General features: G+C 68.5%; 13 protein-coding genes. 10 read left to right on the forward strand and 3 right to left on the reverse strand.

All coding sequences use genetic code 11. From position 1 onward, the window contains the following. Positions 1–60 precede the first annotated feature (60 nt). Positions 61–1,065 carry a glucose-6-phosphate dehydrogenase (coenzyme-F420) gene (gene fgd / locus AB0J62_RS33480; protein ID WP_363879828.1) on the forward strand — a complete coding sequence of 335 codons (1,005 nt, stop codon included), beginning with the start codon at positions 61–63 and terminating at the stop codon, positions 1,063–1,065. 31 nt (positions 1,066–1,096) lie between these two features. Beyond that, on the forward strand, positions 1,097–1,675 hold the full coding sequence (locus AB0J62_RS33485; protein ID WP_363879831.1) for a GNAT family N-acetyltransferase: 579 nt from the start codon (positions 1,097–1,099) through the stop codon (positions 1,673–1,675). 3 nt (positions 1,676–1,678) lie between these two features. Here AB0J62_RS33485 and AB0J62_RS33490 read toward each other — a convergent pair whose 3' ends face one another. Beyond that, positions 1,679–2,443: an IclR family transcriptional regulator gene (locus AB0J62_RS33490; protein WP_363879834.1), complete on the reverse strand. Its 765-nt coding sequence runs from the start codon at positions 2,441–2,443 to the stop codon at positions 1,679–1,681. A 113-nt stretch (positions 2,444–2,556) separates the two neighbouring features. On the opposite strand from AB0J62_RS33490, the gene AB0J62_RS33495 reads away from it, so the two are divergent. The 8 genes from AB0J62_RS33495 (at position 2,557) to AB0J62_RS33530 (ending at position 8,646) form a co-directional block, all read left to right on the forward strand. Then, entirely contained in the window at positions 2,557–3,759 is a 1,203-nt protein-coding gene (locus AB0J62_RS33495) for an aldolase/citrate lyase family protein (RefSeq protein WP_363879837.1), read from the forward strand. 9 nt (positions 3,760–3,768) lie between these two features. Next, positions 3,769–4,008, forward strand: coding sequence for a thiamine-binding protein (locus AB0J62_RS33500; RefSeq protein ID WP_363879840.1), 240 nt, complete (start codon positions 3,769–3,771; stop codon positions 4,006–4,008). After that, entirely contained in the window at positions 4,001–4,411 is a 411-nt protein-coding gene (locus tag AB0J62_RS33505; protein ID WP_363879843.1) for a helix-turn-helix domain-containing protein, read from the forward strand. The genes AB0J62_RS33500 and AB0J62_RS33505 overlap by 8 nt, the downstream gene beginning before the upstream one ends. A 91-nt stretch (positions 4,412–4,502) precedes the next feature. Then, positions 4,503–4,997 (forward strand): 2-oxo-4-hydroxy-4-carboxy-5-ureidoimidazoline decarboxylase, encoded by a 495-nt coding sequence (gene uraD, locus AB0J62_RS33510; RefSeq protein WP_363879846.1) that lies wholly within the window; start codon positions 4,503–4,505, stop codon positions 4,995–4,997. Next, positions 4,994–5,308 (forward strand): hydroxyisourate hydrolase, encoded by a 315-nt coding sequence (gene uraH / locus AB0J62_RS33515; RefSeq protein WP_363879849.1) that lies wholly within the window; start codon positions 4,994–4,996, stop codon positions 5,306–5,308. Before uraD ends, uraH begins: the two co-directional genes overlap by 4 nt. Before the next feature lie 4 nt (positions 5,309–5,312). Further along, positions 5,313–6,218 carry a factor-independent urate hydroxylase gene (pucL, locus tag AB0J62_RS33520; protein WP_363879852.1) on the forward strand — a complete coding sequence of 302 codons (906 nt, stop codon included), beginning with the start codon at positions 5,313–5,315 and terminating at the stop codon, positions 6,216–6,218. Then, entirely contained in the window at positions 6,191–7,564 is a 1,374-nt protein-coding gene (locus AB0J62_RS33525; protein WP_363879855.1) for an 8-oxoguanine deaminase, read from the forward strand. Before pucL ends, AB0J62_RS33525 begins: the two co-directional genes overlap by 28 nt. A gap of 131 nt (positions 7,565–7,695) precedes the next feature. Beyond that, entirely contained in the window at positions 7,696–8,646 is a 951-nt protein-coding gene (locus AB0J62_RS33530) for a type IV toxin-antitoxin system AbiEi family antitoxin domain-containing protein (protein ID WP_363879858.1), read from the forward strand. Between the two features lie 88 nt (positions 8,647–8,734). Here AB0J62_RS33530 and guaD read toward each other — a convergent pair whose 3' ends face one another. Further along, complete coding sequence (gene guaD, locus AB0J62_RS33535; RefSeq protein WP_363879861.1) at positions 8,735–10,012, reverse strand: guanine deaminase; 1,278 nt, start codon at positions 10,010–10,012, stop codon at positions 8,735–8,737. Beyond that, positions 10,009–10,875: a xanthine dehydrogenase accessory protein XdhC gene (xdhC, locus tag AB0J62_RS33540; RefSeq protein WP_363879864.1), complete on the reverse strand. Its 867-nt coding sequence runs from the start codon at positions 10,873–10,875 to the stop codon at positions 10,009–10,011. Before xdhC ends, guaD begins: the two co-directional genes overlap by 4 nt. Positions 10,876–10,879: the final 4 nt, after the last annotated feature.

Raw genomic sequence — 10,879 nt, forward strand, 5'->3', positions numbered from 1 at the left:
AAGTCGGACCTGGACGCGGTTGTCCTCCGGAGTACGCGCAGACGACGTTTGGAGCAGAGGGTGAGCATTCGAGTCGGGTACAAGGCTTCGGCGGAGCAGTTCGGGCCGCGGGAGCTGGTGGAGTACTCCGTCCGGGCCGAGGAGCTCGGGCTCGACAGTGTGACCGTTTCGGACCATTTCCTGCCGTGGCGGCACGAGGGCGGCCATGCGCCGTTCGCGCTCGCCTGGATGGCGGCGGTCGGCGAGCGGACCAATCGGGTGCTGCTCGGTACGTCGGTGCTCACGCCGACGTTCCGGTACAACCCGGCCGTGATCGCGCAGGCGTTCGCGACCCTCGGCGTGCTGTATCCCGGGCGTGTCATGCTCGGCGTCGGCACCGGCGAGGCGCTGAACGAGATCGCCGTGTCGGGGATGGAGTGGCCCGAGTTCAAGGAGCGCTTCGCCCGGCTGCGCGAGTCGGTGCAGCTGATCCGCGACCTGTGGACGAAGGACGGCGTCAGCTCCGAGGGGCCGTACTACAAGACCGTCGACGCGTTCATCTACGACCGCCCCGAGACGCCGATCAAGGTGTACGTCGCCGCCGGCGGGCCGCTGGTTGCGAAGTACGCCGGGCGCGCCGGGGACGGGTTCATCGCGACGTCCGGCAAGGGGATGGAGCTGTACACCGACAAGCTCATGCCCGCCGTACGCGAAGGCGCCGAGAAGGCCGGGAAGAACTTCGACGACATCGACCGGATGCTCGAGGTGAAGATCTCGTACGACCGGGACGCCGACCAGGCGCTGGAGAACACGCGGTTCTGGGCGCCGCTGTCGCTCACGCCGGAGCAGAAGCACAGTGTCACCAGCGCGACCGAGATGGAGCGGCTGGCCGACGAGCTGCCGATCGAGCAGGTCGCGAAGCGGTGGATCGTGGCGTCCGACCCCGAGGAGGTCGTGAAGCAGTTCCAGCCGTACCTCGAGGCCGGCTTCAACCACTTCGTCGTACACGGTCCGGGGAACGACCAGGAGCGGTTCCTGACGCAGTTCACCGAAGACGTTCTGCCCTTGCTGCGCAAAGTGTCTTGAGCTGAGGAGTCAGGCAGCTGACAATCAGCGAGTGCCCGACTATCAAATCGTTCGCGACGACGACCCGCGGTGCGCCGAGCTGGAAGCAGCCGGCTACCGCGTGGTCGCCGAGTCGTGGGCGGTCCGGTTGTTCGATCCGGATCGGGAGTTACTCGAGTCCGCCGTACGCCGAGCCACCGCCGGCGGGCTGACGATCCGCGAACTCGGGCCCGAGTCGGCCGAGGTCCTGCACGAGCTCGAGAAGGCGAACGAGGACGACTACCCGTATACGCCGGCGACGCACCGGGTCGTGGGCGAGCTCGGCGACACCCGCGCGCTGTGGCCGGCCAACCGGGTGTTCGGCGCGTTCGACGGCAACCGGTTGGTCGGCGCGACGGTCATCGCCGAGAAGAACGGCTTCGGCGACACCGCCTTCACCTCGGTCCTCGCCACCCACCGCCGCCGCGGCGTCGCACAAGCCGTCAAGGCGGCCTCCATCCTCGCGTTCCTCGACATCGGCATCACCCGCTTCTCCACCGGCGGCGCCGCCGCCAACCAAGCCAGCCTCCGCGCCAGCCAGTCCCTCGGCTACCAACTCACCGAACAGTGGCGAACCTACTCACCCGAGTAAGACCTAGTGGAGGTCTTCGGATAAGGACTTGGCGGCCTGGGTGAGGAGGGGGACGGCGCGTTGGACTAGGTCTTCGGTGAGGCGGCCGGCGGGGCCTGAGATGGAGATGGCGAGGGGGGTGGGGGCGTCGGGGACGGCGACGGCTACGCAGCGGACGCCGACTTCCTGTTCGCCTTCGTCCATGGCGTAGCCGTGGTCCGAGGCCTGGTGGAGTTGGGTGGTGAAGGCGTCGGGGGTGGTGATCGTGTTGTCGGTGTGTTTCGGCATGCCGGTGCGGTGCAGCAGGTCGCGGACGTCAGACTCCGGGAACTGCGCCAGGATCGCCTTCCCGACCGCGGTGCAGTGCGGGAGGACGCGCCGGCCTACTTCGGTGAACATGCGCATCGAGTGCCTGGACGGGACCTGCGCGAGGTACACGATCTGGTCGCCGTCGAGCATTGCCATGTTGGCGGATTCGCCGAGTTCGTCGACGAGATGCGCGAGGTGCGGGCGGGCGAACACGCTCAGCATGTGTGAGGAGCTCTCGCCGAGCCGGATCAGCTTCGGGCCCAGCACGTACTGCCGGGACGGCTCTTGACGCAGGTAGCCGAGGTCCACCAGGGTTCGGACCAGTCGGTGGATCGTCGGCAGCGGCAGGCCGGAGGCCGTGGCCAGCTGGGACAGGCCCATCATGCCGCCCGCGTCGGCCATGGTCTCGAGCAGCCCGAAGGCACGCTCGATGGACTGCACACTGCCAGTACGGCCCTTGGTGCCGTTCGTCTCCGCCATGAAGACCGCCTTTCCGGATGACGGAAGTTTAGCGCCAGATCGCGGAAATGCTAGATGCTTGTATCTTCCGCACTGTAGATATTAGTCTCCACAATACGGAAAAAGGAGGCCCTATGGACGACCTGCTGGCTGAGCTCGACCGGCGCTTGGCCGCCGCGGACGCGGCCCTCGCCGCCGATTACCGGGGCGATCGCGGTGTTCGGCAGCCGATCCACACGGTGTACGTGCCGGCCGATCGGTACGACGTACGCACGGTAGGCGACTGGGGTGCGCAGGCGCGCGCGGCACTCGACGAGTACGCCGGATCGGCCGCGCACCTCGCGAAGGTGCTGGATCTCCCGGCCGAGTTCGCGGACGACGTGTACGACCGGGTGCGCGCGAAGTTGGAGCGCGAACCGATCGAGGACCTGCGGATCGACTTCGAGGACGGCTACGGCAACCGCCCGGACGACGAAGAGGACGCCGCCGCGATCGCCGCCGCCCGAGCCCTGGCCGCGCGCACCGACCCGGGGACGCCTTTCCACGGACTGCGGATCAAGTCGCTCGAAGTCCCGACCCGCCGCCGCGCGGTCCGCACGCTCGAGCTGTTCGTCAAGGAAGCCACGATCACCGACGGCTTCGTCATCACGCTCCCGAAGGTGACGTCGGTCGAGCAGGTCGAGGCGATGGTGCTTGTCCTCGAGACCCTCGAGCAGCGGTACGGCGTACCGCGGCTGAAGTTCGAGATCCAGGTCGAGACCCCGCAGGCGATCCTCGGCGCCGACGGCACCGCGCTGATCGCCCGGATGGTCAAGGCCGGCGGCGATCGCGTCACCGGGTTGCACTACGGCACGTACGACTACTCCGCTTCGCTCGGCGTCGCGGCGGCGTACCAGAGCATGGAGCACCCGGTCGCCGACCATGCCAAGGACGTGATGCAGCTGGCCGCGGCCGGCACCGGCGTTTTCGTATCCGATGGTTCGACCAACGTTCTCCCGGTCGGTGACGCCGTACACGACGCCTGGCGACTGCATTTCCGGCTGGTACGGCGTTCGCTCGCGCGCGGCATCTATCAGGGCTGGGACATGCATCCCGCCCAACTCCCGACCCGTTTCGCGGCGACGTACCTGTTCTACCGAGAGGGCTTCGACCAGGCCGCGCGGCGACTGCGTGCGTACCTGGGCGAGGGCGAGTCCGGCTACCTCGACGAACCGGCCACGGCGACGGCGCTGGCCGCATTCGTACTGCGCGGCATCGAGTGCGGCGCGATCGATACGACGGAGTTCGACACCACCGGCCTCGCCAAACTGGCCCGCAGGGCGGTGCCCGAGAGTTAGCCTCGCGACATGAGACTCGTTGCGGAGTTCACCACGGAGCCCTTCGATGTCGAGGGTTCGCCGCCCGCGCATGCCACCGAAGCGCTGCGGGCGGCCGAGGAGGCTGGTCTCGACTGCGAGTTCGGCCCGCTGGGCACGCAGGTGAGCGGCGACCAGCACCTCCTGCTCCCCGCGCTCCCGAAGGTGCTCGAAGCGGCGTTCGCGGGCGGCGCGAGCCAGGTCACCTTGCAGGTACGCCGCGATGCCTGAGCAGCACCCGCTCGTCGAGGCGATCACTCCACTGGTCGAGCGGCTCAACGCGGAAGTCGTCGCGCCGGGCGACGCACGTGCCGACGACATCCCGCTCGTGTGGGAGGGGAAGCCGGTCGCAGCCGTGCGCCTGCCGACCGCAGGCACCGGAGAGGCGCGCGAGACGAGCGCGAGCCTGGCAGGGACCGCAGGTGGCTCGGGTGGCGTGCAGGGGTTGCTGACGGAGGTGGCCGACGAACTGGGTGGGCCGCTCGACCAGCTCTCGCGCCACGACAAGCAGCAGGCCGTGCTGATGCTCGAGGCGCGCGGCGCGTTCGAGTTCCGGAAGTCGGCGGAGATCGTCGCCGAGGCGCTCGGCGTCACCCGCTTCACCGTCTACAACTACCTGAACCGCGCCCGCTGATTTTCAACAAACTGTTGACGCCAGGCGAGTCCGGTGTCACGCTCTCGTCATACGGAAAGTCGATTTCGGGATTCGAGAAGGTGTGTGATCCGTGGACCTGGAGGAGTTCAACTCCACTCCGGCCGACCGGCTGCGGCCGGCCCTGGCGGCCTGCTGCGACGTGCCCGAATGGGTCGACGGAATCCTGGCCAAGCGGCCGTACGGCGACGTCGCCGCATTGACCGCGGTCGCCGACCAGTCGCTGCGGGAGCTGGACGACAACGAGGTCGATCGTGCTCTTCAGGCGCACCCGCGGATCGGGGACCGGGCCCAGGGCGTGAGTACCGAGGCGTCCTGGTCGCGGAACGAACAGTCCGGGGTCGGCGACGACCCGGGCGCCCGCCGAGAGCTTGCCGAAGGCAACCGTCAGTACGAGGAGCGGTTCGGCCGGGTGTTCCTGATCTGCGCCACCGGGTTGTCCGCGCAGGACATGCTGACCAGCCTCCGCGAGCGCCTGATGCACGACGACGTGGCCGAGGGGAAGGTCGTTCACGAGGAGCTGCGCAAGATCGCGCTGCTCCGGCTGGCCAAGGTGGTGGACGCATGAGCTCTCTCAGCACCCATGTGCTCGACACCGCACTGGGCCGCCCGGCGCAGGGTGTTCCGGTGCAGCTCTACCACGACGACGTCGTACTGGCGACCGGTACGACCAACGACGACGGGAGGCTCGCCTTGACGCAGAGGCTCGAGCCGGGCATCTACCGGCTCTGGTTCGACGTCCTGTCGTACGCCACCGCGACCGGCCAGGACATCTTCTTTCCCGAGGTCGCCGTGACCTTCACGATCGACGACGAGCGGCACTACCACGTCCCCCTGCTGCTCAGCCCGTTCGCGTTTTCCACCTACCGAGGGAGCTGACCCGATGGCCATCCACCTGGGCGCCAACCAGTACGGCAAAGCCGAGAGCCGCGTTGTCCGGATCTACCGCGACACGCCTCGCCACCAGATCCGCGACCTGAACGTCTCGACCGCCTTGCGCGGCAACTTCGAGGCCGCGCACACGACCGGCGACCAGAGCGACGTACTGCCGACCGACACGCAGAAGAACACCGCGTTCGCCTTCGCGAAGGAGAAAGGCGTCGGGGCGATCGAGGACTACGCGCTGACACTCGGCGCACATTTCCTCGAGGCATCACCGGCCGCGGAGGGTGCGCGGATCGAGGTCGAGGAGTACGCCTGGGACCGCATCCAGGTCGACGGCCAGGAGCACGACCACTCGTTCGTCCGGACCGGCGGCGGTGTGCGTACGACGGTCGTCAACGTCGAGGGTCGCGGTGCGGAGCGCAAGTCGTACGTCGTCTCCGGCATCAGCGATCTCGTCGTACTGAAGTCGACCGGGTCGGAGTTCCACGGGTTCCTCAAGGACAAGTACACGACGCTGCCGGAGACGAACGACCGGATCCTCGCGACGTCGCTGGTCGCGCGGTGGCGCTACGAGCACACCGAGGTCGACTGGGACAAGTCGTACGACCAGATCAAGGGGCTGCTGCTCTCGCGGTTCGCCACGATCCACAGTCTCGCTCTGCAGCAGACGCTGTACGGGATGGGCGAGGCCGTGCTCGAGCAGCACCCTGAGGTTGCCGAGATCAAGTTCTCCGCGCCGAACAAGCACCACTTCCTGGTCGACCTTTCGCCGTTCGGGGTCGAGAACCCGGGCGAGGTCTTCATCGCCGCGGACCGGCCCTACGGCCTGATCGAGGCGACCGTGACGCGCGACGACGCGAGCGACGCAGGCAGTGCGTGGCACGCCGTACCCGGGTTCTGCTGAGCATGTCGACGATCGTGATCGAGGGCGCTCACGTAGCGACCCTCGATCCGTCCCGGCGCGAGTTCGTCGGACATGTGGTTGTTGAAGGCAAGCAGATCGTTGCTGTCGGCCCCGGTCCGGCAGCGGTGGACGAAGGCGCGCGGGTCATCGACGGCTCGGGATGCCTGGTCACACCGGGCTTCGTGAACACGCATCAGCACCTCTACCAATGGGTGACGCGCGGTCTCGCCGCGGACGCGACGCTGTTCGAATGGCTGACGACGCTGTACCCGGTCTGGGCGCGGATCTCCGAGGAGACGGTGTACGTCGCCGCGCGGGCGGCGCTCGCCCAACTGGCCCGGACCGGATGTACTACGGCAGCCGACCACCACTACGTCTTCCCGCGTGCGGGCGGCGACCTGCTCGCGGCGGAGATCGCTGCGGCCGGCGAGATCGGGTTGAGGTTCCATCCGGCCCGCGGGTCGATGGATCGCGGTCAGAAGGACGGCGGGCTTCCGCCGGACTCCGTGGTCGAGGACCGCGACGACATCCTCGCCGCGACCGAGGCCGCGATCGACCGCTGGCACGATCCGTCGCCGGACTCGATGCTGCAGCTCGTGGTCGCGCCGTGCTCGCCGTTCAGCGTGAGCGGTGAATTGATGCGCGACTCGGCCGACCTGGCCCGGCGCCGCGGCGTACGGATGCACACTCACCTCGCTGAGACCACAGACGAGACCGACTGGTGCCGTGACACGCACGGGTGCACGCCGCTCGAGTACGCCGACGGCCTCGGCTGGACCGGGCAGGACGTGTGGTTCGCCCACGGCATCCACTTCGACGACAGCGAGATCAAGCACCTCGGCAGCACCGGCACCGGCGTAGCGCATTGTCCGAGCTCCAACGCTCGCCTGGGCGCAGGCATCGCCCGTACCGCCGACCTCCGCGCGGCCGGCGCTCCCGTCGGACTGGGTGTAGACGGTGCTGCCAGCAACGAATCGGGCAGCCTGGTCGAGGAAGTCCGCCACGCCCTGCTCTTTGCCAGAGCCCGAGGCGGACCGCAGTCCCTCACTGTCCGGGACGCACTGGAAATGGCAACCCTGGACGGCGCCCGCATCCTCGGACGCTCGGACCACATAGGTTCGCTGGAGCCCGGCAAGCTCGCCGACCTAGCCGTCTGGAACCTGAACTCCCTGCCCCACGCCGGCATCCCGGACCCGGTAGCCGCCCTGGCCCTCAGCACGCCCCCACCACTGGCTCTCCTCCTCGTCAACGGCCGCCCCGTCGTGGAACACGACGTACTCCAAACCACCGACGAGGTAGCCCTCGCCGCCGAAGTCGCCCGCACGCAGGCCCGTCTCCTGGCGTAAGGACCTCGGACACGCGCTGGGGACTGTGGACCAGCTATTGCTTGTCCGCGGTCTCCGGTGGGGGTCCGAGGTTTCCACAGGTCGGCGATCGGGCCGTCCGGGTACGGCGCGCGCGGTGCATGTTCTCTGGCGTGAACAAGAGACTGGAAGTGATCGCGGCCGAACGCGGCGGGTGGTTCACCCGCGCCGACGTCATTGCCGCGGGGTACAGCGACAACGAACTGCGGCGACGCCTGCGCAGTGGGCAGTGGCGCAGGCTGAGCTACAACTCGTACGTCGAAACGCGGGATTGGCCGGCCGATGAGCCGCCGTGGGATCGCGCGATTCGGTTGCATCGGCTGAGCGTGCGGATGGCGAGGGAGCGACTCGGCGACGTCGTGGTCAGTCATCAGTCGGCCGCAGTGCTTCACGGGCTGCCGACTTGGGGGCTCGACCTCGCCAGAGCGCACTTCACCCGTCCCGGGGCGGGGCGCGGTCGCGTGGGCCGGGCGGTCCGCGTGCATTTGTCGCCGATCGCGGTCGACGAAATGGCCGACGTGGGCGGCCTGGCGACGACCAGCGTCGAGCGCGCGATCGTGGAGACCACGTGCGGATCGTCGTACGAGGTCGGCGTGGTCTTGGCCGACGCCGCGCTCAGTCTCGGCCTGACCACTCCCGACCGGCTGCGTTCCGTCGTACTGCGTCATCTGCGCTGGCGGGGCGCTGCTGCCGCGCGGGCCGCGGTCCTGTTTGCCGACGGACTGAGCGAGTCGGTTGGCGAGTCGCGCCTCCGGGTGTTGATGGCGAACCACGGGCTGCCGACGCCGAGGCTGCAGGTGGAGATCCGCAACGAGGACGGCCGGCTGATCGCGCGGGTCGACTTCCTGTTGCCTGGTGGCCTGATCGTCGAGTTCGACGGGGCGTTGAAGTACGGCACTGGCGAGGCCGTGCTCGCGGAGAAGTGGCGCGAGGACCGGCTGCGGGAGCGTGGATATCGCATGATCCGCGTGGGCTGGGCCGACCTCGACCGGCCCCGCGCCACGGCCGATCGGTTATGGCGCGGGTTGCGTGGACAGGCCGCTGAGACCTTGGACAACCAATAGCTTGTCCGAGGTCGCCATCGGGAGTCCGCGGCTCAACGGCACCGGCCGGCCTTGGACAAGTAGCAGCTTGTCCGAGGCCGGCCGGTGGTCAGTGGAGGAGGGTGCCGTTGATCCAGACTGCTTGGACGTCCGCCGGGGTGCCCAGCGTGAAGATTCGGGCCAGTGCCTCTTCGGTGTCTTCGGCGTGGGTGATGGCGACGGCCAACGGCGAGCCGTCCGCCGGGCGGAGGAGTTGGGCGTCGAAGTGCTGTCCGACACTCAAGTGGCCGACGTGCGGCAGGTCCAGGGCCTCGGCGCCGGCTGCGGTCGAGAGGTACAGCAGGTGGGCCGCGGTCAGAGGGCGGCCTTGGTCGGCGAGGAGTTGCTGGCAGAAGTACGCCTGCAGGCCCTCCTTCAGGAGCGAGAAGCCCGTGCCGGCGCCCACATCGGAACCCAGGGCCACGCGTACGCCGTACTGCAGGTGGCGGCTCAACGGGAACAGGCCGCTGCCCAGCGCCGCATTGCTCGTCGGGCAGTGGGCGACGGTCGCGCCGCTGGTAGCGAGTGTCTTGAGCTCCACGTCCGTCGGGTGGACGTTGTGAGCAAGCACGGTACGACGATCCACCAGGCCGTGCCGGTCGTACGTCGTGACGTAGTCGGCGCCTCCGAAGAGATCGGCGACCGACGCGATCTCGGCCTCGTTCTCGTTCACGTGGGAGGTGAACAGGGCGCCGGGGATCGCGTCCATCAGCTCGCGGCAGGTGGCGAGGAGATCGTCGGTGCACGACAGCGAGAAGCGGGGCGTCACGGCGTACCGGTTGCGGCCGACGCCGTGCCAGCGGTTCGCGAGGGCGAGCGACTCGGCGTACGCACGCACCGGGGTGGTGAGGAGCTCCGGACGGAGCAACCGGTCGCTCAACACGAGACCGCTCGTCACCCGCAGACCGACGCCGGACGCGGCGTTGAAGAGCGCGTCGACGGCGTCGACGTAGTGCGCGCCGAAGACCAGCGCCGACGTCGTACCAGCCGCGGCGAGGCCGCGGACGAACTCGTTGGCGACGCTGGTGGCATAGGAGACGTCCGCCATCCGCGCTTCCTCCGGGAGCGCGTACCGGTCGAGCCACTCGAGCAGCGGCAGGCCGAGGCCGCCGACGGCGCGGATCTGCGGGAAGTGCACGTGCGTGTCGACGAATCCCGGGAGTACGACGCCGTCGGTCAGGTCGACGACCTGCTCCGCGGGATGCGCGCTCCGGATCTCCAGGAACGGGCCACGAGCAACGATCACGCCGTCCTGGACCAGGAGTCCCGTGTCGCTGTCCACGCGTAGGTTCCCGCCGTTGAACGGGTTCTCCGGCGTGTCGATGAACGTGCCACGGAAGATAGTCATGCCTTCGCCTCACGATGAGCCGAGGTGGGGCGACGCTCGGCAGATTGGGCCGACACGGGATGCCGTTCGGCGGTAAAACGTTCGAGCAACCAGGCGGCAACACCGACCGCGATGACGGCCGGTTCCTTGCCGGTCACGCTGGGGATGCCGATAGGTGTGGTGATCCGGGCGATCGCTTCGGCGGAGTTGCCGTCCTCGGCGAGCTTGCGCTGGAAGCGGGTCCACTTGGCGCTGGACCCGATCAGGCCGATCGTGGCCAGCTTGTCGTTGCGGATGGCAACATCGCAGAGCGCGGCGTCCTCGGCGTGGTCGTGGGTCATGATCAGGGCGTGCGTCCCCGGCGGCAGCTCACCGACGACGAGCTCAGGGAGCACCGGCACGTTGTGCACGTGTACCTGCGCCACCGCATCGTCCAACACAGCAAGGCGATCCGCGGTCAGCTGGTCCGACCGTGAGTCCACGAGGTGCAGCTCGATGTCATGCCGCGCGAGGATCCGCGCCAGCTCGAGTCCGACATGCCCGACCCCGAAGATCGCGACCGAAGGCACCACAGGCAGTGGTTCGAGCAACAGCTTCACCTCTCCACCACAACACTGAACCCCGTGCTGGTACGGCGCCCTGTCCGACAACGCAGCCGTCAACACCTCAGGAACCGTGATGCCGTCCGCGATCATCTCCCGCGAACGCTCGACGGCCAGCGCCTCGAGGTTGCCGCCGCCGACAGTCGCCCAGACGTTGTCAGCAGCAACCACCATCTTCGCGCCGGCCTCGCGCGGCGCATGCCCACGCACCGACATCACGGTCACGAGCACTCCGGCCCGGCGGCCGGCCCGCAACCGCTGAACAGCTTTGACCCACTCCATCGAC

Source organism: Kribbella sp. NPDC049584 (assembly GCF_040675555.1).
Classification (GTDB): domain Bacteria; phylum Actinomycetota; class Actinomycetes; order Propionibacteriales; family Kribbellaceae; genus Kribbella.

Coding starts and splice junctions, on each gene's coding strand:
- AB0J62_RS33490 (WP_363879834.1), bottom strand. CDS start 2,443: ATGGCGGAGACGAACGGCACCAAGGGCCGTACTGGCAGTGTGCAGTCC.
- AB0J62_RS33495 (WP_363879837.1), top strand. CDS start 2,557: ATGGACGACCTGCTGGCTGAGCTCGACCGGCGCTTGGCCGCCGCGGAC.
- AB0J62_RS33500 (WP_363879840.1), top strand. CDS start 3,769: ATGAGACTCGTTGCGGAGTTCACCACGGAGCCCTTCGATGTCGAGGGT.
- AB0J62_RS33505 (WP_363879843.1), top strand. CDS start 4,001: ATGCCTGAGCAGCACCCGCTCGTCGAGGCGATCACTCCACTGGTCGAG.
- uraH (WP_363879849.1), top strand. CDS start 4,994: ATGAGCTCTCTCAGCACCCATGTGCTCGACACCGCACTGGGCCGCCCG.
- pucL (WP_363879852.1), top strand. CDS start 5,313: ATGGCCATCCACCTGGGCGCCAACCAGTACGGCAAAGCCGAGAGCCGC.
- guaD (WP_363879861.1), bottom strand. CDS start 10,012: ATGACTATCTTCCGTGGCACGTTCATCGACACGCCGGAGAACCCGTTC.
- xdhC (WP_363879864.1), bottom strand. CDS start 10,875: ATGGAGTGGGTCAAAGCTGTTCAGCGGTTGCGGGCCGGCCGCCGGGCC.